Source organism: Peribacillus sp. FSL E2-0159, assembly GCF_038643155.1.
Lineage (GTDB): Bacteria > Bacillota > Bacilli > Bacillales > DSM-1321 > Peribacillus > Peribacillus simplex.
The window spans coordinates 1,738,449-1,763,145 of sequence record NZ_CP152053.1 but is presented as its reverse complement, the minus strand read 5'-3'; the positions used below and the strand labels follow the sequence as shown (position 1 = coordinate 1,763,145).

The following is a 24,697-nucleotide window of genomic DNA, read 5'->3' as shown; positions in this document are numbered from 1 at the left end:
TTTACTCCCCTTCCAGCAATTCAGTTAGTTTCACTTTTATTTCCTGCAGCTGACTGTCGACACTGGCGTCCATCCTTCCGTTTTCGGATTCGATGATACAGCTGCCTACTTCAAGCTCATCATCCGGAAAGATATACAACTCAGTATCTTTCGGAAAGATTGCCATCAACTCATCTTTATGAGAAAGAATCGATTGATATTGGATCGGATGGATATGCAATTGCACTTCACGGTAATCCCTCACCTCTTTGATGGCTCTTTTGACTATGGATAAAAAAGACTCTTCATCTTTTTCAAACTGTTGCCCGATAATTTTCTCTGCCACCTTCAGGGCAAGATTCAGAATAACGGTTTCAGATGATTCGATATTGTGCCGATAATCTTTTTTAGAGGACCCTACCACTTCTTTTGCGAAGGCTATTTCCGCTGCAATCTCGTTATAACCCTTTTGGATACCATCTTCGACTCCCTGCTGATACCCTTCTTTTTGAGCTTGTTCGATAAACATTGCTTTTTCTTGATTCTCCCATTGTTCTCGGTCTTGCTGGATTTCCGCAGCAATCGCTTGGGCTTTTTGTTTAGCATCGAGCAATAACGTTTCCGCTTCTTGTTTAGCATCATTGAGAAATTCATCAGATTGAAAATAATGATGGTTTTTCCGTTCATCTGCATCATCATTTTGAAGTAAGTCAAAAGGGCGAACTTTTATCGCAATCTTTTTGCTTTTGTCCTGGTTAGCCTGCTGGGATTTGATAATCCTAGACAATGATATCATCCCCTCCGCCGCGGGCAATCACGATATCTCCAGTTTCTTCCAGTAGTCGAATGACGGCAACAATCCTTGATTGTGCTTCTTCTACATCACGCAAACGTACAGGCCCCATATATTCCATTTCTTCCTGGAACGTTTCAACCATACGTTTTGACATGTTTCGGAAAACGATTTCCTTCACTTCATCACTAGCCACTTTAAGAGAAAGTTTAAGGTCTTCGTTATCAGATTCCCTGACCACGCGCTGAATCGCTCTGCTATCAAGGGTCACGATATCTTCAAAAACAAACATTCGTTTCTTGATTTCCTCAGCAAGCTCCGGATCTTGGATTTCAAGTACATCCAAGATCGTTCTTTCCGTTGAGCGGTCAACACCATTCAACACATCTACAACGGCTTCCACTCCACCGGTCTGTGAATAATCTTGGGTTACTGTCGCAGAAAGTTTCCTTTCGAGTATTTGCTCCACTTCATTGATGATTTCCGGAGAAGTGCTATCCATTAAAGCAATCCTTCTTGCAATATCGGCCTGCACCTCTTGCGGAAGTTCAGACAATATTTGTCCAGCCTGCGTGGGATCAAGATATGACAAGATTAATGCAATGGTCTGCGGATGCTCGTTCTGGATGAAATTCAAGATCTGTCCAGGATCTGCCTTTCGTGCAAAGTCGAATGGACGAACCTGTAAGGATGATGTTAAACGGTTAATGATGGCGGTTGCCTGATCAGTACCTAATGCCTTTTCAAGTACTTGCTTCGCATATCCTATCCCGCCCTGCGAGATGTAATCCTGTGCTAAAGCAATATTATGGAATTCTTCCAGAATTTCTTCTTTATCATGGGAGTCCACTTTCCTCACTCCTGAAATTTCAAGGGTCAATCTCTCAATTTCCTCTTCAGAAAGATGCTTATATACAGATGCAGAAACATCCGGGCCTAAGGAAATGAGGAGGATGGCAGCTTTCTGTTTGCCAGTTAATCCGGCCTTTTTTTTTCTTTCTGTCACTTTCTAAAGCCTCCTAGTCTTCTGCTATCCAGCTTCTTAATAATTTTGCAAATTCATCCGGCTTTTCTTTTGCAAGTTTCTCCAGTTGTTTTCTTTTTAAAGATGCTTCCGTTTCCTTCTCTTTGTTCAAATCCGGAACATCGAATACGACTTCCTCCTCTTCAACCACGTACTCCTCTTCCATATCAGCTTGCTTTCGGGTTCGGAGGAATAAGATTAAGAGAATGATAATGGCAAGTATTAGCACTCCACCGACGATGTATGCCCATATTGGTAACGAAGGATTCGTTTCATCTTTTTGCAACGTCATTTTTCCGTTGAACGGCTGAACGGAAATCGCAATTTTATTATTAAGCTCCTCGTCCGTCAGTTCTTCCCCTTCAGCTTTTTTCTCGATTGTCGTGCGTATTATCGTACCAAGGATTTGTGTAATATCATCCACACTCTGCTGAGATAAAGAATTCGGATCGGCGGCAGTGGGCGGTTCGACCATGACCTGAATACCTAAATCTTTAACTTTATATGGGCTTCCGACTATTTCTTTCTTGATTCGGTTCACTTCACTATTTATCGTTTCATCGACTTTTTCATAATCACCGGAGCCGTTTGTGCCTTCAACGTAATTGGATCCCAATGAATCTGAGGAATCCTCACTTTGCGGAACGCCTCCTGCACCTGCTGCGTCCCCACTATATGATTCATTGATTCTTTGCGCAGAAATCTCAATTCCAGCCATATTTTCTTCATCGACCGGTTCAACTAAATTCTCTTCCCGGTTTTCTTGAGTGAAATCAATGTCTGTCGTGACAGAAACAACCACTTTGTCTCTCCCCATTATCGTTCCAAGCATATTTTGTACCTGTCTTTGAATATCGCGTTCTATTTCTTTTTTAATTTCGTTTTGGGTAGCGAATGCGGACGCGAAAGAAGAATTTTCATTTTCAAGATCGAAGTACTCAAACTCTTGGTTCATGATGACGATATTATCTGTAGGGAGATTCGGAACACTTTTTGAGACCAGATGATAAAGTGAGCTGATTTGACTTTCTTCAAATTTATAACCGGGTTTCGTATTCAATACAATGGACGCTGACGCTTCCCCAGCTGAATCACTGACAAAAACTCCTTTATCAGGAAGAGTGATCATTACACTGGCATCTTCTACACCATCAATCTTTTTTATTAAACTGGCCAATTCCGTTTGCATCGAGTCCAGTTTAATGACATTGAATTCATTTTCAGTCATTCCGATACCGGCACTTTGACTAAAAAAGGAATAGTCGATACTGCCTGATTCCGGAATTCCTTCAGCTGCAAGTTCCACTTTAAGTGAATCTAGTCTTTCTTCAGGAACTTTTATTGTCGTTCCATTTTCAGAAACTTCATTCAAAATCCCTTGACTGTCTAAATTTTCTTTAATGCTGCCCGTTTCCGATGGAGTTAAGTTGGAATATAGGGGCACCAGCGTCGTACGCGTGGTTAAAATTGAAACTGCTGTAATGATGATGATAATTAATGCTGCTGAACCAAACATCATGAATTTTTGTTTTTTACTGCGGCTCGTCCAATAACCAGTTATTTTGTTTTTAATATTCACTAGTACTTCATTCATTTAAATCCCCCGGTCAGTCTATGAATTTATGATTGGGGGATTTCTTTTCCCCCTGGTCATTTTTCTCTATATTAATGAGGTTAAAAAATGAATGCTATATACTCATTCTCATCATTTCCTGGTAGGCTTCCACAACCTTATTCCGAACCTCTAATGTAGCCTGCATGGTAACGCTGGCTTTTTGTGAAGCTATCATCACCGAATGAAGCTCAACATCCGCTCCATTAACTAATTGGGTTGTAAGATCATCAGATGCCACTTGTATTTCGTTAACTTTATTCATTGATTCTTTTAATACCGACGCAAAATTTTGCTGTGCTTCGTATGGTGTATTAGTATTGCTTTGATCTTTTTTCAGTACATTATTTGCATTGTTCACTGCTGAAAGAGAAATCCCCTCCATATCAACTATCTCCTTTCAAACTTTTATTTTCCGATTTCCAAAGCTTTCATCATCATCCCCTTTGATGCATTTAAAACTGTCACATTTGCTTCGTATGAACGTGTGACACTCATTAAATCAACCATTTCCCGAAGCGGGTCGACATTTGGCATTTCAACATAACCTTCTTCATTGGCATCAGGATGTTCGGGATTATAGTCCAGTTCAAAAGGTGTTTTATCTTTTACTATTCCAGTCACCTTCACTCCATTCCCTACCTCGCTCGTTCTTCCGGATGCTGCGTTTAAGAAACTCGAAAAACCGTTTTCCTTACTTTGCAGTACAACCGATTTTCTTGTGTATGGCTTCCATGTTTTCGATTCGGCGTCATATTCCGCCCTGGTCGTATCGGCATTGGCCATATTGGCAGAGATAACATCCATCCTTACCCTTTGACTTGTCAGGCTAGATCCGGTCATGTTTATACTTTGGAATATTCCCATCACTTACCTCCCCTAATTACATTCTGCAATGATTGAAACTTACCTGAAAGCCTGTCGGTTACTGCATTATAATAAATCTGATTGGCAGCTAGATCTTTCATTTCCTTATCAACATCTACGCTATTTCCATTATTGTTATATCGGACATCTTTCTGTGTCACGATGTGAGAAACATGACTCCCCTCTGATTTGAAGGTAAAATGTCGTTCATCGGTACGATATGACTCCAGGGAAGATTCAAGCTCTGCTTTAAAGGATTGTGTTTTGTCGACTTCTTTAGCTTTATAATTAGGCGTATCCGAATTGGCTATGTTCTGTGAAATGACTTTTTGTTTTGCATTAGAATAATTAAGGGCATTTTCTAATGATTGAAAAGTATTTGAAAATAATTCCACATCTATCACCTCTTTCTACAATTAACAGATAATGACTTTATCAATAAAATAACCCAGTACTTTTCCGTTTTAATTTTAAAGAAACATTATAACTATGTCTATAAACAATGCACAGACTTTAGACCTATTATCGTCGAAAATTGTCATAATTTGCTCAAATTTGTCGTTTTCATTAGTATGATTACATGATTAATATTACGTTATATGACATTTTAATATGTTTTTCTACAAATCAACCAAATTTTACTTCTATTAGCTTATTTATCATATCGAAAAACGAATCCATATACCTGATACTTTAGGACTAATTTTCACATTTACTTTCAAATAATCATTTAATTTTAGTTGATTTCACCCTTTTAAAATAAGGATTTATAAGATAACAAAGAATTTATGCATTTTTTCTTTTAAAAAAAAAAAACGGTTTTATTCAAAGTGCTGATCCATTCGACAAAATTCCCTAATGACTGAAACCCGTATCCACAGACTTTCTAAAATCAAAAATTAAAACAACGATCATTTTCATCATTTCAACATTTATAATAATATAATTACCTTTTTATAGAAAAATTTAGCTATTATTATAACTTCTAATAGAAACACGCCTATATTCACATTTCAGATATAAGATTATCAATACTAATTACCCCTTTTCCCTTTCAACCCCCTGTCATTCACCCGCATTTTCCTGTTAGTCCCAGACAGCAACACATCCAAATATCACAAAAGAAAGGCAGCCCTTTTTCAAGGACTGCCTTTCTATATGTTAATTATTTTTAAGCTTCTCTAATTCAAGAAGGAATTTATCGTTCAATACTTTGATATAAGTACCTTTCATTCCAAGAGAGCGTGATTCAATGACTCCTGCACTTTCCAGTTTCCTTAGTGCATTTACGATAACAGAACGGGTAATACCAACACGGTCTGCAATTTTGGATGCTACAAGCAGACCTTCATTACCTTTAAGCTCCTCAAAGATGTGCTCAATTGCTTCCAATTCGCTGTAAGATAACGAGGAAATTGCCATTTGAACGACAGCTTTACTACGAGCTTCTTCTTCTATCTCTTCTGATTTTTCACGTAGGATTTCCATACCGACTACAGTCGCACCATATTCAGCCAAAATTAAATCATCATCGTGAAATTTTTCTTGTAATCGGGCAAGAACCAATGTTCCTAAACGTTCTCCCCCACCCATAATCGGTACGATCGTTGTTAATCCAGTTGCGAAAAGCTCTTTGTTTTCGACTGGGAAAGCAGTATATTCGCTTTCGATATCAAGATTTGAAGAGGTTTCAGGTATATTGAACAGGTTTTTTGTGTACTCCTCAGGGAATTGTTTATCTTCCAACATTTTGTACATGCGTTCGTTTTCAATTTGCTGACTTACCGCTATGCCAAGTAATTTCCCACGGCGGCTGACGACGAATACATTCGCTTCGATAACTTCACTTAAACTTTCAGCCATTTCCTTGAAGTTAACTGCTTTACCTGCTGCTTTTTGGAGCATTGCATTGATTTTTCTTGTTTTTGCTAATAAGTTCATTTGATTTGTTCCTCCTAAAAATACCATGGTTCACAATAACTATGAAGTTGTATTTCCGTAATTTTATGTTCATTGCGTAGGCAAATCATTGCCAAAATTGTTTCTTAATTAAAGGATAAACTGGCTTAAATCTTTATTCCGGGCGATAGAACCAAGCTTACCTTCGACATATTGGGGCGTAATTGTAATCTTCTCCATCGTTATTTCCGGAGCTTCAAAAGATAAGTCTTCAAGCAACCGTTCCAAAATGGTATGAAGTCGTCTTGCACCAATATTGTCTGTGTTTTGATTTACTTCGAAGGCCACTTCAGCTATCTTACGAACAGCATCGTCAGAAAATTCAATTTCTATACCTTCAGTTTCTAATAAAGCAACATATTGTTTTAACAAGGCATTATCCGGTTCATGAAGAATCCGTACAAAGTCGTCTACTGTCAGTTTGTTCAATTCTACACGAATTGGGAATCTACCTTGTAATTCAGGGATAAGGTCGGATGGCTTAGCCATATGAAAGGCCCCTGCAGCAATGAATAGGACATGATCCGTTTTAACTGAACCATATTTAGTCACTACTGTCGAACCTTCAACAATTGGCAGGATATCCCTTTGGACACCCTCTCTTGATACATCCGCTGATGAACTTCCAGATTGCTTACTGGCAATTTTGTCGATTTCATCTATGAAGATAATCCCATTTTGTTCAGCCCCGTATACTGCATCGGATGTGACCTCATCCATATCAATCAATTTTGCCGCTTCTTCATTTGTTAAAACGGTTCTCGCTTCACTTACTTTCAATTTGCGCTTCTTGCTTTTTTTCGGCATCAAGCTTCCTAAAGCGTCCTGCATGTTCATCCCCATTTGTTCCATTCCCGAACCTTGGAGCATATCAAACATCGAAGCAGCCTGTTCTTCCACTTCGACCGTTATCATTTCACTTTCTAACTCACCATTAGCCAGCTTTTCAGCGACGATTTTTCTCTTTTCCTGCAAACTTAAATCTTCGGAATTTTCTTCCGGATCCTGTTCGTCTTGATTGTTATTGCCTCCAAAAAAGACTTCAAGAGGATTCTTGAAATTACTCTGTTTTTTAGTTGATGGCACTAATAGCTCTATTAAACGGCGATTTGCATTTTCTTCTGCCCGTTCCTTTACGCTGGCCATCTTTTCTTCCTTCACGAGGCGGACGGAAGTCTCAACCAAATCACGAACCATGGACTCTACATCCCGGCCGACATACCCGACTTCCGTAAATTTCGTTGCTTCAACCTTTACAAAAGGAGCACCTACCAATTTAGCCATTCTCCGAGCTATTTCTGTTTTCCCAACGCCTGTCGGTCCAATCATTAATATATTCTTCGGAACGACTTCATCACGAAGTTGATCCGAGAGAAGGGAACGTCGGTAGCGATTCCGAAGAGCCACTGCCACTGCCCGTTTTGCCTCACGCTGCCCTACGATATACTGATCCAGTTTTTCAACGATTTGCCTCGGTGTTAAATTAGCTTTTTTTGACATTTGCGCTCCTCCTTACAACTCTTCCACGATTATATTCGTATTCGTAAATACACAAATTTCCGCTGCAATTTGTAAAGATGATTGGGCGATTTCCTTTGCTGATAAATGGTCACTGGAAAATCGCATTAATGCCCTGCCGGCAGCCAGTGCATAATTCCCTCCCGATCCTATGGCGAGAATACCGTCATCCGGTTCAATTACTTCCCCGGTACCAGAAACGAGCAGTAAATGGTTCTTATCCATTACGACTAGCATGGCTTCCAGCTTTCTCAATACATTGTCACTTCTCCATTGCTTTGCCATTTCGACGGCAGCACGCTGAAGATTGCCATTATACTCTTCAAGTTTAGCTTCGAACATCTCAAATAAAGTGAATGCATCTGCAACGGAACCTGCAAAACCTGCAAGGACATTACCATTAAAGATTTTTCTTACTTTCCTCGCTGTATGCTTCATCACTACTGAATTTCCTAAAGTAACCTGCCCATCACCGGACATGGCACATTCACCTTTATGATGCACTGCAAATATCGTTGTCATAAAGTGTCCCCTTTCAACATTTAAGGCCGCGGATGTGATGCATTGTAGACTTTTTTTAATTGGTCTTTTGTAACATGCGTATACACTTGCGTTGATGAAATTTTAGAATGACCAAGCAATTCCTGAACCGTGCGAATGTCCGCCCCATTATTCAATAGGTGTGTAGCAAACGAATGCCTTAGCATATGGGGATGAAGACTTCCATCTGCGGCTGACTTTTTAATCAATTCATTCAATATATAGCGAACTCCCCTAGGTGTCAGAGGGTCTCCACGAAAATTAACAAATAAATAAACATGCGCCTTGGCGTCAGACGAAGTCAATTCCATCCTGGCTGTACGTATGTATAAATCTATCGCTTCCTGTGCATATCTACCAACCGGAACGTAGCGATCTTTTTTTCCTTTTCCATGGACCAGTACCGTACCTAAGGAAAGATCGATATCCTGCAATTTAATCTCACAACATTCACTTACGCGAATGCCTGTAGCATACAATAATTCCAGCAAGGCACTGTTTCTTATTCCTATCGGTGAATCTTTCTTTAAAGAAGAAAACAACTGATTCATTTCCTTCTCATAAAGAAAACGTGGCAGTCTTTGATCCTTTTTAGGTAAAGAAGCAAGAGAAAAAGGATTCTCCTTCACATCACCTTCACGTAGTAAAAATTTATAAAGGCTCCGCAAGCAAGAAGTTTTCCTTGCTACAGTGCGCTTAGAAAGTTTTTTCTCATATAAATTCGTTAAATACAACCTGACATCAAAATATTCAACGGACGTGATATCCTCAATGCCCTGTTCATTAAGGAACAGAAAAAATTCGTGAATATCACGTTTATAATTTTCAATGGTGTAATGTGAACTGTTTTTTTCAATTTGTAAATATTCAATGAAGGATGATAATGCCTTTTTTTGATTAATCATGGAAACACCTCGCAAAGGCTAATAAATAGTATCATACTTTAAAACAGCAGGCAAATATTTTACAAATTTTTCACAAAGTTCTGAATTGTGTCCAAAGCGCGTTTAGCATGCGTTTCGTTCCGCTCTTTTTTGGATTTGATTCTCACTTCAAGGTCTGGAAGCAACCCAAAGTTGGCATTCATCGGCTGGAAGCTCTTTCCATTCGTCGACGTTATGTACCTTGCCATGCTGCCCATCGTCGTCTCCGCAGGGAAAATGATAGGCTCCAATCCTTGAACGATCCTTGCAGCATTGATACCTGCAACCAGTCCCGATGCAGCCGATTCTACATACCCTTCGACGCCAGTCATCTGACCGGCAAAGAATAAATCATCCCGATTCTTGAATTGGTACGTAGGCTTCAAAACATTAGGTGAGTTTATGAACGTGTTTCGATGCATAACTCCATAACGGACAATTTCGGCATTTTCCAAACCAGGTATGAGCTGCAATACTTCTTTTTGCGGCCCCCATTTCAAATGTGTCTGAAAACCAACAATATTGTAGAGTGTTCCTGCCGCATCATCTTGACGCAATTGAACTACAGCAAAAGGACGTTTTCCCGTTTTTGGATCTTCTAAGCCAACAGGCTTCAACGGACCAAATAACATCGTTTTCTTCCCACGTGATGCCATCACTTCAATCGGCATGCAGCCTTCAAAAAAGATTTCTTTTTCGAATTCTTTAAGTGGGACTGTTTCAGCAGCAATCAAAGCTTCATAAAAGCGGTCAAACTCTTCTTCCGTCATCGGACAGTTCAAATAAGCTGCTTCCCCTTTATCATAACGGGATTTCAAATATACTTTATCCATGTTGATGCTGTCTTTTTCAAGAATTGGTGCAGCAGCATCATAGAAGTACAAGTATTCTTCATCCATGATTTGCTTTAAGCTGTCAGATAGTGACTGACTTGTAAGCGGACCGGTTGCAATGACGGTAGGACCTTCCGGAATTTCCGTCACTTCTTCATTAATGACCGTCACATTTGGATGATTTTTGACCCTTTCCGTAACAAGACCGGCAAATTCATGACGATCAACAGCTAAAGCACCGCCAGCCGGTACAGCACAAGCATCTGCTGCAGACATGATGACCGAATCCAGTATACGCATTTCTTCTTTTAATACACCAACTGCATTTGTTAAAGTATTTGCCCGAAGTGAATTGGAACAAACAAGTTCAGCGAATTTATCGGTATGATGGGCTGGCGTTTGTTTTACAGGGCGCATTTCATATAGATCGACTTTAATTCCTCTTTTAGCTAACTGCCACGCCGCTTCACTTCCAGCAAGCCCAGCACCGATTACACTTACTTTTGTTTCTTTCATTTTTCGAACCTCCATGTATAGATATGATAAGACAGGATCATTTATCATTAAAACTGCTTTCATAAAAGTTTCATTTTTAACGATATCTATGTATTTAAACCGAAATACTCATTCCTGCTAACGATAATTTTAAAGCATATGCCCTAAAGCCGGCATTCTTCCTGCATTCCATCTTTTCTAAAAAGGGTAACGGACGCAAATAGGAATTATATCTTTAAAAGAATATACTTGTCCACTGAATTTTACATCACATGGCCTAAATAAAAAAGTTTCAAGCTTTATCCATTTTCTTCTTGGAAGTAAATCCATATAGTATTATGATATCATACTTTCCTGAACATAAAGAAACTCGGCAGATGCCGAGTCAATTTATATGTTGGATTTTTCGATTGTTCACAAGGAAAGTAAACGATTTCACGGTCTTTTCTATGCTTGGGGCATTTCTTTGAAATCACAATCCATGCACTGGACCTGGACGCCTTTTTTGAGTTTTTTCTCAACAAGTGTACCTTCACATTTTGGACAACTACGCGGCAGCGGTTTATCCCAAGATATGAAGTCACATCCAGGATAGGTATCACACCCGTAAAATATGCGGCGTTTTTTACTTTTCCTTTCAATGATGTTTCCTTCTTTACATTTTGGACATTTGACACCGATTTCTTTAACGATTGGTTTTGTATTACGGCAATCCGGGAAATTACTGCATGCCATGAACTTTCCATAGCGTCCCATCTTAAAGACCATCCCATGTCCGCATTCCACGCAATCTTCACCTGCAGGTTCATCTTTGATTTCAATTTTCTCCATCTCGACTTCGGCTTTAGCCAAATGAACTGCAAATTCTTTATAAAATTCATCGATGACCTTTATCCATTCGATACTGCCTTCCTCGACGCTGTCGAATTCCTGTTCCATCTTGGCAGTGAACTCTGCATCAAGAATATCCGGGAAGAATTCGCGTATCAATTCAAGAACGATCTCACCAAGCTCTGTCGGGATGAACCGTTTATTATCCAAGGTAACATAGCCCCGTTTTTGAATCGTATCCAAGGTAGGAGCATATGTAGAAGGACGGCCTATTCCCAGTTCCTCTAGGGTTTTGACAAGACGGGCTTCAGTATATCGGGGCGGAGGCTGTGTAAAATGCTGCTTCGGCTCGATATCTTTTGAAAAGAATTGATCTCCTTTTTTCACATCCGGAAGTGCATTTTCCTTTTCTTCCACCGAGTCATCGGACCCTTCAACATATACCTTCATGAAACCTGGAAATTTAATTTTTGAACCATTTGCCCTGAAGATGACATCCTGGTTATGCAGGTCGATGCTCATCGTATCCATGACCGCCGAAGACATTTGACTTGAAACGAATCGTTCCCAAATCAATTTATAAAGACGGAATTGATCTCTGGATAAGAACTCCTTGACTACACCCGGTTCACGTAATGTGCTGGTTGGCCTGACTGCTTCATGGGCGTCCTGGGCATTGGTTTGTTTTTTCTCCTTGCGTTGTTCAACCTGAACATAATCTTTACCATAATTATTTTGAATGAAGGTATGGACTTCCTCTTTCGCAACATCTGAAATACGGGTCGAATCGGTTCTCATATAAGTGATTAACCCGACTGTACCTTCCTTGCCAAGCTCGATTCCTTCATAAAGCTGCTGAGCAAGCATCATGGTTTTCTTTGCACGGAAATTCAATTTACGTGCCGCTTCTTGTTGCAGGGAAGAAGTTGTAAAAGGTGCAGCTGGATTGCGCCTTCTTTCCTTTTTAGCCACAGTTCCTATCGTAAATTCGCCGCCATTTAAAGAAGCGAGCACTTTTTTGACGTCCTCTTCGGTATTTAATTCCTTCTTCTCTCCGCCAAGGCTGAAGAAAGAACCTTCAAACTGTTCTTTTCCTTTTACAAAATCAGCCTTGATTGTCCAATACTCTTCCGGGATAAAATCTTTGATTTCCTTCTCCCGGTCAATGATCATTCGCACAGCAACCGATTGGACCCGTCCCGCGCTTAAGCCTTTTTTCACCTTTTTCCACAAAAGCGGGCTTATATTGTATCCGACCAAACGATCCAAGACCCTTCTTGCCTGCTGGGCATCAACCAATTTCATATTTATTGGCCTCGGTGATTTAAATGATTCTTTGATGGCCTCTTTCGTGATCTCGTTGAATACCACGCGGCAATCTGAGTTAACGTCAACATCAAGACTGTGAGCCAAATGCCAGGCAATGGCTTCCCCTTCCCTGTCGGGGTCAGCCGCGAGATAGATTTTTTTCGCTTTTTTTGCAGCGGTTTTCAATTCTTTTAAAACCGGGCCTTTGCCGCGGATAGTTATATATTTAGGTTCATATTCATGTTCAACATCGACACCCATTTGACTTTTAGGCAAATCGCGTACATGCCCCATGGAAGCCTTTACTTTATATTTTTTTCCCAAGTAACGTTCTATTGTTTTCGCCTTTGCGGGCGATTCCACAATCACTAAGTATTCTGACATCCAATAAATCCTCCTCAAAGAGGTAATATAAATCTTCACTATTATTAATCATTCAAAAATCATTTGTCAACACCTCTTTACTTTTCAAAGCATGCTGATTCATTTATTTATAGGTTTTTGACAAGAGGTGCCATTTGCAAAACTTATAACAGTTTTACAATATTTTCAACCTTTTTGTCTAATAATTCAACCCATCCTTCTAAAAAAGCGCCTTTTTTTCTAATTTCCCGCTTGATTCTCCGTCTATCTTCTATATTATATTGTTCAAAACTCTTCTTCGATCTGCCTGGAACTCAAAACAAGTTTGGCACCATCCTGAATCAATTGATTGGTCCCCAGTGATTCAGGGCTCGTAACATTACCAGGAAGTGCAAATACCTCCCTGCCGTGTTCCAAAGCAGATTGTGCCGTAATAAGGGAACCGCTTCTTTCTTTTGCCTCGACCACGAATACTCCCTGTGATAATCCACTGATGATTCGATTCCTAAGCGGAAACATCCAAGGTTCCGCCTTCATTTCCGGTCGCGTCTCAGATATAAGCAGACCTTTATTGATGATTTCCTCAGCAAGGGTAACATTGGATTTCGGATATATTTGCAAAAGCCCCCCACCTAAAACCCCAATCGTATCTCCGCCTTCCTTTAATGCGATCTTATGTGATTCTGCATCGATTCCAGCCGCCACTCCGCTTATGATCACGAACTTTTTCTTTACAAGCGGTATTAGAATCGTTTTTAAGGCCTCCAGACCATACGAGGTTGGCTTACGTGTTCCAACAACACCTAGCGTATTCTTCCTTGTTAAAAGCTTCTTATCACCTTTTAAATAAAGAACCCACGGAGGATCGAATATTTGCTTCAGCAAAAAAGGATATTCATCATCGAAGATCGTCAAACAATGGATTTGGCTATTTTCGTATTTTTTAAGTTTATCGATGGTATTGAGTGAATGTAAATCCTTGTAAAAGAGGTTAAGTTTATTTGAAGGGATAGGGAGCATTTTTGCCCATTCAACGTAATTCGTCGTGAACAGGGAAGATAATGACGGGTCTTTGGACATGATTGTTTTGATTGTTTTCCATCCTGCTCCGCGGCAATGATGGAGATGGATTAACTTTTCTTTTGTGTTCAATAGGAAACGCCCCTAATCGGATATTTTTAAAGGTAGGTTGATAGTGATGTACTCGGTCACTCCGAGGAAAGTGGAGGGAAATAAAGACCGACCCAAAAAAGGTCGGCCCAGCTTAAATCAATGTGTTTTACATGGTTCGTAAATTTCTTTTTCTTTCAAGACAGATATCAACGTTTCACCCATTACGGACGGAGTTTCGGCAACTTTAATTCCACATTCGTTCATAACGCGGATTTTCTCGTCAGCAGTCCCTTTTCCTCCTGAGATAATGGCACCAGCATGTCCCATGCGTTTACCTGCAGGTGCCGTACGGCCACCAATGAAACCAACAACTGGCTTAGTCATATTTTCCTTCACCCAGATTGCTGCTTCTTCTTCTGCCGTTCCGCCGATTTCCCCGATCATGATCACCGCATGTGTTTCCGGATCGTCATTGAAAGCTTTCAAAACATCAATGAAATCCGTTCCGTTTACGGGATCCCCACCGATACCTACAGCCGAAGATTGCCCAATGCCTGCTTGTGATAATTGGTGAACGGCCTCGTACGTTAAAGTTCCAGAACGAGAAACTACACCTACATGGCCTTTTTTGTGGATATATCCTGGCATGATACCAATCTTACACTCTTCAGGAGTAATGACACCTGGGCAGTTCGGTCCGATCAAGCGAGTTTTTTTGCCTTCCATGTACCGCTTCACCTTGACCATATCCAGGACAGGAATATGTTCCGTGATACAAATGACAAGATCAAGTTCTGCGTCAACGGCTTCTAGAATTGCATCGGCAGCAAATGGAGCCGGTACATAGATAACAGATGCAGTCGCTTCGGTTTCAGTGACAGCTTCGGAAACTGTATTGAATACAGGTACCCCTTCCGCTTCTGTTCCGCCTTTACCTGGAGTGACTCCTCCAACGATTTTCGTGCCGTATTCCAACATTTGTTTTGTATGAAATAATGCTGTTGCACCAGTGATTCCCTGAACGATCACTTTCGTATCTTTATTAATATAAACGCTCATTATGTTCCCCCCTGCCTATTATCCTACAAGTGATACTATTTTTTGTGCCCCATCTGCCATTGATTCAGCAGCCGTAATATTTAAACCTGATTCTTTTAGAATCTTTTTGCCAAGGTCCACATTCGTTCCTTCAAGACGAACAACAAGAGGGACATCCAGGCCAAGCTCTTTAGCAGCAGCCACTACGCCTGTCGCGATGATGTCACATTTCATGATTCCTCCGAAGATATTAACGAAGATGCCTTTAACATTTTGATCGGATAGGATGATTTTGAAAGCCTCTTTTACTTTTTCCTCAGTAGCACCGCCACCAACGTCAAGGAAGTTAGCCGGGTCTCCCATATAATGTTTAATGATGTCCATCGTTGCCATAGCAAGTCCGGCACCATTAACCATGCATCCGATATTTCCGTCAAGCGATATGTAACTAAGGCCATGTTTTGATGCTTCAATCTCTTTCGCATCCTCTTCATCCAGATCACGGTACTCCGCGATGTCTTTATGGCGATAAATCGCATTATCATCGAAATTCAATTTAGCATCAAGTGCCATTACATTGCCATCGCCCGTAACCACTAATGGGTTGATTTCTGCGATTGAGCAATCTTTTTCAACGAAAGCAGTATATAAGTTAACCATCAGTTTGGAAGCTTTGTTTATAAGTGAAGCCGGAATATTGATATTGAATGCAATCCTACGTGCCTGGAAGCCAGTCAGGCCGACAACCGGATCGATTACTTCTTTGAAAATTTTCTCTGGTGTCTTTTCAGCCACTTCCTCAATTTCCGTTCCGCCTTCTTCAGAAGCCATCAATACGACACTGTTCGTAGCACGGTCAAGGACCAGCCCGATATAATATTCCTTCGTAATGTCGCAGCCTTCTTCAATAAGTAAACGCTTAACTTCCTTGCCTGCAGGTCCTGTTTGATGGGTCACCAGCGTCTTACCAAGAATCTCTTCTGCATATGTACGTGCTTCATCAAGATTCTTCGCTACCTTGACTCCGCCGGCTTTCCCGCGGCCGCCCGCATGAATTTGAGCTTTGACGACAACAACTTCCGTACCTAACTCCTTCGCTGCTTCCACTGCTTCATCAACAGTAAAGGCAACCCGGCCATTTGGAACGGATACCCCGTATTGTCGCAATATCTCTTTCCCCTGATACTCATGGATATTCATTTCCCATCCTCCTTATCTACTAAAAACCAACCTTGAAATTTAATGCGTGTTTTCTCTACCATATTACAACAAAATTCTCCTTCGTGCATAATATTCTTTCACAAAATTTTAAAAATATTATTATAATATACTTCCATACCCTTGTGTAAAATGGTAAAAACCTTCTTCGCCATTGTGTTTTTTTCTTATTGAAATCATTTATTTTGGTTCTAAAATTCTATTCAAAAAAAAGTAATTACAGTTATAAATCTATTAAAAACACTTTCACGAAAGCCTTTTCATCATATTAACTCAGAGATCTTTTCGAGAAAAATTACGGTTATCCTTGTCTTGATTCAAAGGAAAAGCAAAAGGACAAAGCCACGGCCTTGTCCTTTTGCAAATAGTTTAGTATTTTTTTAATATAATGAAAATTCGCCGGTAATTTCCCTAATATTCTACATAAACCAACAGAAATCCATTTGATAAAATCAAATGGATAATTAAGCTCCTACCGATTCATGTCCTTGTCAACTTTATAAATGAATGCAAATACCTCTGCAACAGCTCCATACAATTCTTCCGGAATCGTTTGATTTATATCCAATTGTGCTAACAGTGCAGCAAGCGATTCGTCCCTTTGAACCGGTATATCCAGTTTCATGGCCTTTTCCAGAATATTTTCAGCCATTTTACCTTTCCCCTTCGCCAATATGACGGGCGCTTTTGATGTCTTTTGATCATACTTTAAAGCAATGGCTTCTTTTCGTTTATCATTTATCATATTCGTATATCCATTCCATTATATGAACCGGATTCTGAAAAAGGAATCGGTTTCACTCTTAGGTCCCGGTCTTTGTCATTCACGGGATTTACAAATGAAACCCCTGATAATCTGTAATCCATTTTTCCCAGATTCTCTCTCAGGATGTCAAGATATTGACCGGCTGCCTCTTCAAGGATCGCACCATGCCCATTGATGACCGTCACTTTTATGATTCGGTTTTGAACCTGCATGTCGATGACCGTCTCTTTAAGGCGTTCCAATTCTAAATAAAATAGGACTCGGCAGTAATCCGGATCTATTTTGCCATCTTCTGTTTTTCTTCCGCTCCATTGTAACGTTAGATCCGTTTGAGTAGATCCCAGATTGAGGGGAAGTGTAAGGAGTAAATTATGAATCGGCCCGTTTTCCTGTGAAAGGATCTGTTGCGCAGTAATCCGATTTAGGATTTGTTCTGCCATCTCCTTGATAGATGCTGGAATTTGCTCATTCAGCAATTTCAGCAGCAATGGTTTAAGTGTCTCTAAATCCTTATGGAAATCCGCCATATCATCTCCAGAAAGATTAATGAGTGCATGTTCCAGCTGAAGACCAAGAATCTTGGTCATTTCTTTCAGTTGGTGTGCAACAGAAGCCCCATTTGTGAAATCGATTGTTTGAAACTCAGTATCCAATACATGTGAAAGGACCAGCTTCTCATTAATTCTAGCGTATTGGGCCTCAGGAAGCTTATTAAGCGACTGAAACAGTAATTCAGCAGCCTTACCCTTCGCCTTAGCTACTTGCTCTGTGTTCTTATTCAAGTAGCCTATAAGGTCATTCACTTCTATTTTTCCGCCTACTGCCTTTTTAGCTGCCGCTTCGATAAAAGCACTCTGAAGTAAATGTAAGGCAAGAGGGGAAATTTTTTTTCTACAGAAATGTTTTTTCTCTGAATCGAGTGGACATCAATTGGCAGTTTTGTCTCCTCATGATCATGACTATTCAATATGCGATTAATAGCAATTTCGATCTCTTCAACTTTTGCAAATGCTCCGCTTTTTGCCTCGGAAAGCAGCTGCAATCCTTGGTATAATTTATCAATCGCTGAATTCTTAGGAATATCGGAACTAGCCTCAGCTCCATCTATTAAATTTTCCAGAAAGACAGATTCCGTAATTCCCTATGGAACGAAACCCGTCTTTTGAAGCAGGGAAAATGCACCTGATTTCATTTCTGGTGTTGAATCAGAATTCAGCCAAGTGGTCACTAGTTTTTTCAAACCGATTTGTTGAAACTGGTTCTGATTAGCAACATGTAAAGAGTCCAATACCCCCATAAGCTTGACTGCTATCCTCGTTCCTGGCCCACCGTCCTGCAGCTGCTGCTTGAAGCCACTGAGGAGTTTGTGGAAAGGTTCACCATTGGACTGTGTTAATAATGCATCAAAAACCTCTTTTACAAAAGGCAGTTGCTGAATGAACATTGTTTTTATTACAGGCAGACCTACTTCTGCAGCATCAGAAGTTTTTAACCATTGCAAAGCGGACTGAAAAGTTTCCTTGGTTATCGGCATGCTATTTGTCAGGAGATATTCGGCAAGCTTCGTTGCGGCCGGTTCGGGCGTTATGCCGAGATGAGCGATCAAATGTACAGCTGTTCCCTTTAAGCCGGAAATGTTCAAATCGGGGGTATCTAAAGCTTTTAACACGACCTTCCCCTCAATTGGGTGTTGCACTTGAAACCAATACTTTTCTCCTGTTCGAAGCGCGATATCGAGAGTGGCAATCATTTTTTGATGGCCAATCTATACCTCGGCCGTTTGGTTAGGAAAAACCTTATTCACCTTCCCGAAAAGGATTTGCCCGTTTTTCAAACTCGCAGTTCCTTTTATTTCAATGGGTGAAAATGCTGGTTGACCGCTTGTTATGGATTGCACCACTCATCCCCCTTAGTCTTTCATTCGTGCAGCGATTTCCTTAACTGGTGCAAAACTTCTTCTATGCCAAGGTGTAAGCCCGTGCGTGTCGAGCGCTTCTAAATGTTGGCTTGTCCCGTAACCCATGTGCTTTTCAAAACCATATTCCGGATATTTTTCACCATATTCCTTCATCATCCTATCACGGGTCACTTTCGCTATTATGGAAGCCGCAGAGATGCTAATGCTTCTTGAGTCTCCCTTTATGAGTGAAAGCTGCGGAATCGGCACATCCAGTTCCATGGCATCGATCAACAAATGATCAGGAAGTTCTGACAGATCGTTCAATGCGGCCACCATTGCCTTTTTCGTAGCTTGATAAATATTGATTTTATCAATTACTTCGCTATGTACAACACCTACACCTATGGATAGTGCTTCCTTAAAAATCATTTCATAAAACAGTTCCCTTTTTGACTCTGGAATCTTTTTAGAATCATTAAGCCCTGGTAAATAAAAAGTTTCAGGCAAGATGACTGCACTCGTCACAACTGGTCCTGCCAGCGGTCCTCTTCCCACTTCATCGATACCAGCCAGAATGCAAAACCCCTGTTTTCGCAATTGCCTTTCAAATTCCGTCATTTCCGTGAAAGCTTCCCTTACCTGTTGTTCTTTTTCATAAGCTCTTTGCCATTTACTTACTAAGTCGTTTACTCCCTTTCGTCCGTCCTCCCGGCATTCTTGTAAAAATAAATCTCCGGGCTCTCTTATTGTCTTTAACTTTGAGGAGATTTCCTTAATGCTCATTGCAGTTATCATCTTTTATCACCCATCATATTAATTATCGGCAGTCTTGCTTCCATTCTACAGTTCAAACAAAAATACGGAGCGGAAAAGAGACATCAAAAAGAAAAAGCCTTTTCGACATCAAACTCCAGCTCCGTATTACAACAATCAAGTCAATGCTAATCTTATTCGGGGATATCATCCTCTTCATAATCCATAGGGACCTCAAACGTAAGCGGGCCCATCTTTTCTGAACGGATTTCGCGTACGACCAACTCTGCGGTTTTGTCATAATCGATGAAGCCTCCAGATGCTAAACAGCCCCTGAACTTTCCGACTGCATCGAACAATTCGAGCGTTTCCTGCGGAATTACATCCAGGTTATAACGGGATTTCAATCTATCCGGATATTCTTTTTCCAAAAAGCGAAGGCCGTATAATGAGACTTCGTGCAAATTTAAAATCGTATCCTTGATCGCACCTGTCAATGCAAGCTTCAAACCTACTTCTTGATCCTCGAATTTCGGCCAGAGAATCCCCGGTGTGTCGAGCAATTCCAATTCCTTACCAACTTTTATCCATTGCTGCGCTTTCGTGACGCCAGGTGTATTACCTGTTTTAGCAATGTTCTTTTTGGCAAGTCGATTGATTAATGTCGATTTCCCCACATTTGGAATACCTACTATCATGGCACGGATCGCTCTCGGCTTTATTCCTCTTGATTCCATCCGATCATACTTCTCTTTTAAAAGTTTTTTGGAAGCGGCGGTAATCTGATTTAAACCGTTTCCTGCCTGTGAATTAATGGCAATCGCCGTTTTCCCCTGCGATTTATAATGTTCAAGCCACATATTCGTTTTTACCGGATCGGCCATATCAGCTTTATTCAAAAGGATAACCCTCGGTTTATGCTGAATGATTTCATCTATCATCGGATTTCGTGAAGATGCCGGAATCCGGGCATCCACAAGTTCAAAGATGATGTCGATCAGTTTTAATTTCTCTGTTACTTCCCGTCTTGCTTTGGCCATATGGCCAGGGAACCACTGTATTGTCAATGGAATCCACCTTCCTACTATTCCGCCAATCGAAAGTCTTCAATCGGCCAATAAACTAATTTAGTTTTTCCTAACACTTTATCGTAAGGAACGACACCTACGCCAATATGGCGGCTATCCTTACTAAAACGGCGATTATCCCCTAGGACAAATAGGTGGTCTTCAGGCACCGTTCCTTGTTCTATGACATCACTTAATGTAAAAGGTTCCGTCAAAGCACCGCCATCAATCAATTGTTTTTTATATTCATCCAAGTATGGCTCATCATAAGCTTTTCCATTCACGTAAAGAGTATCATCTCTATATTCCACTTTTTCCCCTGGCAACCCGATGACCCGCTTTATGTAATCTTTGCCTTCTGGAGCTTCGAAAACGATAATGTCGAATCTTTTCGGTTCACCAATCGAATAGGAGATTTTATTAACGATCATGCGATCCGTATCCTTTAATGTCGGCATCATGGAATTGCCGTCCACAACAATAGGAGCCAGGAGGAAATAACGAATCAGCGTCGCCGCTATAACAGCGATTATGACCGCCTTTGTCCATTCCCACAATTCATTTTTCTTTTTCGCCATCCTTACCCACCCTTTTTGAAGCATATCAACAATTATTTTAACATGTTGCGGACGCTATAGCGAGCAGGATTCTATATAGTTTTCACCGTATGTGTATTCATCGTTTCTTAAAGTGCAAAAAGGGAGCCTGATAAACAAGCTCCCTTTTTTGCATGATACTGTTTGGTTATTCACCTTATGTGGATCATGGTAAACCCGCTTGAAGATATTCGAAGAATTAACGACGAATTTCTTTAATACGTGCTTTTTTACCACGAAGTTCGCGTAGGTAATAAAGTTTCGCACGACGTACTTTACCGTGACGGATAACTTCTAGTTTCGCAATTTTTGGTGTGTGAACAGGGAAAGCACGTTCTACTCCAACGCCGTAAGAGATCTTACGTACTGTGAAAGTTTCACTAACTCCGCCGCCACGACGTTTGATTACAACGCCTTCAAACAACTGGATACGTTCGCGAGTTCCTTCAATAACCTTTACGTGTACACGTACTGTGTCACCAGGTCTGAATGATGGAAGATCTGAGCGAAGTTGTTCTTTTGTGATTTCGTTAATAAGATTTTGCATCGATTTCAACTCCTCCTGGACGCTCTTGCAAATACTTATTGTTTGCAGCGGAACATCGTTATAAGACTGAGCATTTTGCCCAAGTCACAAGGTATATCCTATCATACTATAAACGCCGATGCAATAGACATCAGTCTTCTTTTTTAATCTCGGACAATAATTTTTTTTCAACTTCCGATAGTTCATAACTATCGAGCAAATCCGGACGTCGAATCCAAGTTCTGCGCAGAGATTCCTTCATCCGCCATTCATCGATTTTTTTATGATTCCCGGATATTAGCGGATCGGGAACTTTCATCCCCCGGAAATCTGCAGGTCTAGTATAATGGGGATGCTCTAACAAACCAGAAGAATAGGAATCAAGAATCGGGGAGTCAACATTTCCCAGAACACCAGGCAGCAAGCGCACAACGCTGTCAATAATGACCATTGCCCCCAATTCCCCGCCTGTAAGCACAAAGTCACCAATCGATATTTCATCAGTTACGACATGCTCCCGGATGCGCTCATCATAGCCTTCATAATGCCCGCAAATGAAAATGAGATGTTCCTCTTCAGCAAACTCTTCGGCTTTTTTCTGCGTGTAACGCTCTCCCTGGGGACAAAGCAGGACTACCCTTGGGGTTAGCTCACCTTGCCCTTTAAGAGCCTCCATAGCATCAAAGATCGGTTGTGCCTTCAATACCATTCCGGCACCGCCGCCATACGGATAATCGTCTACCGTCGAATGCTTATTATCAGCATAATCTCGAAAATTTGTCACCTTATAGCTGACAGCCTGCTTTTCCGCAGCTTTTTTTAAGATTGACGAACCAAATACCCCTTCGAACATTTCTGGAAAAAGCGAAAGCACATCGATTTTCATCAGTCTAAAAGTCCTTCCATCGGTGTAATGATGACCTTTTTAGCAGAAATATCCACTTCTTTTACAATTTGTTCAATATACGGGATCAGGACGTCCTTACTGCCAGCTTTCTTAATGACCCAAACATCATTTGCACCAGGCGTAAGAACCTCAATGATTTCCCCAACTTCCATGCCTTCATCAGTAAATACCGAACAGCCGATGATTTCATGGAAGTAGAACTCACCTTCGTCCAATTTACCAAGCTGTGCTTCCTTGACTTTCAGGACCCCGTTTCTAAAAGCCTCGACCTGTCCGACGTTATAATAGTTCTCGAACGTCAATAGATTAAAGTTTTTATGGGTGCGATGCGACCTGATGATTAGCGGCAAAGGTTTTTTCTCCGTGTCCCTAAACAAATACAGAGTATTTCCCACTTTGTATCGTTTTTCTGGAAAGTCTGTTGAAGAAATAACACGGACTTCTCCTAAAAGACCATGTGTGTTGACAATTTTACCTACATTAAACCAATTTTCCATTCTTTCACCTCTAACGAATTTCCGAGACGATTCCATCTTTAATGACAATGGTCTTCGTTGCCATAATTTCGTCCCAATCTGCCCCAATTTCCACATCAATAATACTTTGAACTTCCCGTTCCTTCAATTCACTACCTGCAGGAAGGATCTCCAACTGCTCCATTTGAAATTCAAGCAGTTTAATTTTCTCTTGCCTCTGGTTTATTTCTTTTTCGAAATGAGCACGGAGACTAGCAGGTTGGAGAGTTCTTGTTTTTTCAAGTTTTTTCAGTTCAAAGCGAAGCTGTTCACTCTCTTTTTGAAGCTGAAGGCGTTTTGACTTGTATTTCTCGAGGAGCTGATTCTTGCTGGATTCCGTTAATACTTGGTTAACGATTACATTTTGGAGAATTTTCATTCCAGCACCTCCTATTATCTATGATTTCTTATTTCCTTCAAAAAATATGTATGATGGGGTAATCTTTTTGAAATGGGGGTCATTCTCTTAAGTATAACGTAAATCGGTAAAAGATGCGTCTTAAAAAGGCGTAAAGTTTAAAGTCCGGGTCTATTCAATTAGGATCTAAGTCGGAATTTCACTTTCTTGAAGTACAAAAAAAGGAGGGCTATTAACCCTCCTTATTCGGAAATCTCCAAATAGATTTTCTTCTGCTGTGAAGATCCTGCTGCATATACCACAGTCCGAATCGCCTTAGCAACACGCCCTTGTTTACCGATCACCTTGCCCATGTCCTCTTTATGAACGGAGAGGATATAGACAATCCGGTCGGATTCTTCCTTGGAGGTCACGATAACTTCTTCCGGATAATCCACAAGTGCTGAAACAATCGTTTCAATCAGTGCTTTCATCAACTACCGTCGATTACTTGCTGTTTTTTGCAACATGGAATTTTTCCATGATGCCTTGTGTAGAGAATAAGTTACGAACTGTATCAGATGGTTTAGCTCCATCTTGTAACCATTTAAGAGCAAGCTCTTCGTTGATTTCAACTTTAGCTGGTTGAGTCACCGGGTTATAAGTTCCTACCACTTCAATGTAACGTCCGTCACGTGGTGAACGAGAATCTGCAACTACAATACGATAGAAAGGAGATTTTTTAGCTCCCATACGTTTTAAGCGAATTTTTACTGCCATTTTAAATAAGCACCTCCGAATAGTTTCACACAAGATAGTATAATATCAAATGTCTTGTATGTTTGTAAAGGTTTTTTTCTTAACAGGTAAAAAAAGTGTTGAAATACATGGCTTCGACCCGTATTTCGCCTCAGTT

General features: G+C 40.6%; 28 protein-coding genes. All 28 read right to left on the bottom strand.

The window, feature by feature from the left end; translation table 11 throughout:
* Nucleotide 1: 1 nt before the first annotated feature.
* Nucleotides 2-766: a flagellar assembly protein FliH gene (gene fliH, locus NYE63_RS08775; RefSeq protein WP_342604828.1), complete on the bottom strand. Its 765-nt coding sequence runs from the start codon at nucleotides 764-766 to the stop codon at nucleotides 2-4.
* Entirely contained in the window at nucleotides 759-1,778 is a 1,020-nt protein-coding gene (fliG, locus tag NYE63_RS08770) for a flagellar motor switch protein FliG (RefSeq protein WP_342604827.1), read from the bottom strand. The genes fliH and fliG overlap by 8 nt, the downstream gene beginning before the upstream one ends.
* A gap of 13 nt (nucleotides 1,779-1,791) precedes the next feature.
* The gene (gene fliF / locus NYE63_RS08765) at nucleotides 1,792-3,390 is read right to left on the bottom strand and encodes a flagellar basal-body MS-ring/collar protein FliF (protein WP_342604826.1); all 1,599 of its coding nucleotides are present in this window, start codon (nucleotides 3,388-3,390) and stop codon (nucleotides 1,792-1,794) included.
* Between the two features lie 94 nt (nucleotides 3,391-3,484).
* A complete protein-coding gene (gene fliE / locus NYE63_RS08760) occupies nucleotides 3,485-3,793 on the bottom strand; it encodes a flagellar hook-basal body complex protein FliE (RefSeq protein ID WP_342604825.1) in 309 nt (102 codons plus the stop codon).
* A gap of 23 nt (nucleotides 3,794-3,816) precedes the next feature.
* Nucleotides 3,817-4,275: a flagellar basal body rod protein FlgC gene (flgC, locus tag NYE63_RS08755; RefSeq protein WP_342604824.1), complete on the bottom strand. Its 459-nt coding sequence runs from the start codon at nucleotides 4,273-4,275 to the stop codon at nucleotides 3,817-3,819.
* Entirely contained in the window at nucleotides 4,275-4,670 is a 396-nt protein-coding gene (gene flgB, locus NYE63_RS08750; protein WP_342604823.1) for a flagellar basal body rod protein FlgB, read from the bottom strand. Before flgB ends, flgC begins: the two co-directional genes overlap by 1 nt.
* 766 nt (nucleotides 4,671-5,436) lie before the next feature.
* Nucleotides 5,437-6,216, bottom strand: coding sequence for a GTP-sensing pleiotropic transcriptional regulator CodY (codY, locus tag NYE63_RS08745; RefSeq protein WP_057278408.1), 780 nt, complete (start codon nucleotides 6,214-6,216; stop codon nucleotides 5,437-5,439).
* A 108-nt stretch (nucleotides 6,217-6,324) separates the two neighbouring features.
* Nucleotides 6,325-7,734 carry an HslU--HslV peptidase ATPase subunit gene (gene hslU / locus NYE63_RS08740; protein ID WP_048684871.1) on the bottom strand — a complete coding sequence of 470 codons (1,410 nt, stop codon included), beginning with the start codon at nucleotides 7,732-7,734 and terminating at the stop codon, nucleotides 6,325-6,327.
* 12 nt (nucleotides 7,735-7,746) lie between these two features.
* Entirely contained in the window at nucleotides 7,747-8,274 is a 528-nt protein-coding gene (gene hslV / locus NYE63_RS08735; RefSeq protein ID WP_048684874.1) for an HslU--HslV peptidase proteolytic subunit, read from the bottom strand.
* Nucleotides 8,275-8,294: 20 nt separating this feature from the next.
* Complete coding sequence (gene xerC / locus NYE63_RS08730) at nucleotides 8,295-9,197, bottom strand: tyrosine recombinase XerC (RefSeq protein ID WP_342604822.1); 903 nt, start codon at nucleotides 9,195-9,197, stop codon at nucleotides 8,295-8,297.
* Between the two features lie 59 nt (nucleotides 9,198-9,256).
* A complete protein-coding gene (trmFO, locus tag NYE63_RS08725; RefSeq protein ID WP_063231875.1) occupies nucleotides 9,257-10,564 on the bottom strand; it encodes an FADH(2)-oxidizing methylenetetrahydrofolate--tRNA-(uracil(54)-C(5))-methyltransferase TrmFO in 1,308 nt (435 codons plus the stop codon).
* Between the two features lie 426 nt (nucleotides 10,565-10,990).
* On the bottom strand, nucleotides 10,991-13,066 hold the full coding sequence (gene topA / locus NYE63_RS08720; RefSeq protein WP_342604821.1) for a type I DNA topoisomerase: 2,076 nt from the start codon (nucleotides 13,064-13,066) through the stop codon (nucleotides 10,991-10,993).
* A gap of 264 nt (nucleotides 13,067-13,330) precedes the next feature.
* A complete protein-coding gene (dprA, locus tag NYE63_RS08715) occupies nucleotides 13,331-14,197 on the bottom strand; it encodes a DNA-processing protein DprA (protein WP_342604820.1) in 867 nt (288 codons plus the stop codon).
* 117 nt (nucleotides 14,198-14,314) lie between these two features.
* Nucleotides 14,315-15,217, bottom strand: coding sequence for a succinate--CoA ligase subunit alpha (gene sucD / locus NYE63_RS08710; protein ID WP_342604819.1), 903 nt, complete (start codon nucleotides 15,215-15,217; stop codon nucleotides 14,315-14,317).
* 18 nt (nucleotides 15,218-15,235) lie between these two features.
* On the bottom strand, nucleotides 15,236-16,396 hold the full coding sequence (gene sucC, locus NYE63_RS08705) for an ADP-forming succinate--CoA ligase subunit beta (RefSeq protein ID WP_061462395.1): 1,161 nt from the start codon (nucleotides 16,394-16,396) through the stop codon (nucleotides 15,236-15,238).
* A 490-nt stretch (nucleotides 16,397-16,886) separates the two neighbouring features.
* On the bottom strand, nucleotides 16,887-17,159 hold the full coding sequence (locus NYE63_RS08700; RefSeq protein WP_342604818.1) for an EscU/YscU/HrcU family type III secretion system export apparatus switch protein: 273 nt from the start codon (nucleotides 17,157-17,159) through the stop codon (nucleotides 16,887-16,889).
* Nucleotides 17,156-17,983 carry a hypothetical protein gene (locus NYE63_RS08695; protein ID WP_342604817.1) on the bottom strand — a complete coding sequence of 276 codons (828 nt, stop codon included), beginning with the start codon at nucleotides 17,981-17,983 and terminating at the stop codon, nucleotides 17,156-17,158. Before NYE63_RS08695 ends, NYE63_RS08700 begins: the two co-directional genes overlap by 4 nt.
* Before the next feature lie 338 nt (nucleotides 17,984-18,321).
* Entirely contained in the window at nucleotides 18,322-18,849 is a 528-nt protein-coding gene (locus tag NYE63_RS08690; protein ID WP_342604816.1) for a hypothetical protein, read from the bottom strand.
* 96 nt (nucleotides 18,850-18,945) lie between these two features.
* The gene (locus NYE63_RS08685) at nucleotides 18,946-19,077 is read right to left on the bottom strand and encodes a hypothetical protein (RefSeq protein WP_342604815.1); all 132 of its coding nucleotides are present in this window, start codon (nucleotides 19,075-19,077) and stop codon (nucleotides 18,946-18,948) included.
* Nucleotides 19,078-19,089: 12 nt separating this feature from the next.
* A complete protein-coding gene (locus NYE63_RS08680; protein WP_342605712.1) occupies nucleotides 19,090-19,863 on the bottom strand; it encodes a ribonuclease HII in 774 nt (257 codons plus the stop codon).
* A gap of 164 nt (nucleotides 19,864-20,027) precedes the next feature.
* Nucleotides 20,028-20,900, bottom strand: a complete 873-nt coding sequence (gene ylqF, locus NYE63_RS08675; RefSeq protein ID WP_342604814.1) for a ribosome biogenesis GTPase YlqF — start codon at nucleotides 20,898-20,900, stop codon at nucleotides 20,028-20,030.
* 17 nt (nucleotides 20,901-20,917) lie between these two features.
* Nucleotides 20,918-21,478, bottom strand: coding sequence for a signal peptidase I (gene lepB, locus NYE63_RS08670; protein WP_342604813.1), 561 nt, complete (start codon nucleotides 21,476-21,478; stop codon nucleotides 20,918-20,920).
* A 217-nt stretch (nucleotides 21,479-21,695) separates the two neighbouring features.
* The gene (rplS, locus tag NYE63_RS08665; RefSeq protein WP_034313702.1) at nucleotides 21,696-22,043 is read right to left on the bottom strand and encodes a 50S ribosomal protein L19; all 348 of its coding nucleotides are present in this window, start codon (nucleotides 22,041-22,043) and stop codon (nucleotides 21,696-21,698) included.
* Between the two features lie 130 nt (nucleotides 22,044-22,173).
* The gene (gene trmD / locus NYE63_RS08660) at nucleotides 22,174-22,908 is read right to left on the bottom strand and encodes a tRNA (guanosine(37)-N1)-methyltransferase TrmD (RefSeq protein ID WP_342604812.1); all 735 of its coding nucleotides are present in this window, start codon (nucleotides 22,906-22,908) and stop codon (nucleotides 22,174-22,176) included.
* Nucleotides 22,908-23,426: a ribosome maturation factor RimM gene (rimM, locus tag NYE63_RS08655; RefSeq protein WP_342604811.1), complete on the bottom strand. Its 519-nt coding sequence runs from the start codon at nucleotides 23,424-23,426 to the stop codon at nucleotides 22,908-22,910. The genes trmD and rimM overlap by 1 nt, the downstream gene beginning before the upstream one ends.
* Nucleotides 23,427-23,436: 10 nt before the next feature.
* On the bottom strand, nucleotides 23,437-23,823 hold the full coding sequence (locus NYE63_RS08650; RefSeq protein ID WP_034313711.1) for a YlqD family protein: 387 nt from the start codon (nucleotides 23,821-23,823) through the stop codon (nucleotides 23,437-23,439).
* 221 nt (nucleotides 23,824-24,044) lie between these two features.
* On the bottom strand, nucleotides 24,045-24,275 hold the full coding sequence (locus NYE63_RS08645; protein ID WP_048684915.1) for a KH domain-containing protein: 231 nt from the start codon (nucleotides 24,273-24,275) through the stop codon (nucleotides 24,045-24,047).
* 13 nt (nucleotides 24,276-24,288) lie between these two features.
* Nucleotides 24,289-24,561 carry a 30S ribosomal protein S16 gene (gene rpsP / locus NYE63_RS08640; protein WP_034313715.1) on the bottom strand — a complete coding sequence of 91 codons (273 nt, stop codon included), beginning with the start codon at nucleotides 24,559-24,561 and terminating at the stop codon, nucleotides 24,289-24,291.
* Between the last annotated feature and the right edge of the window lie 136 nt (nucleotides 24,562-24,697).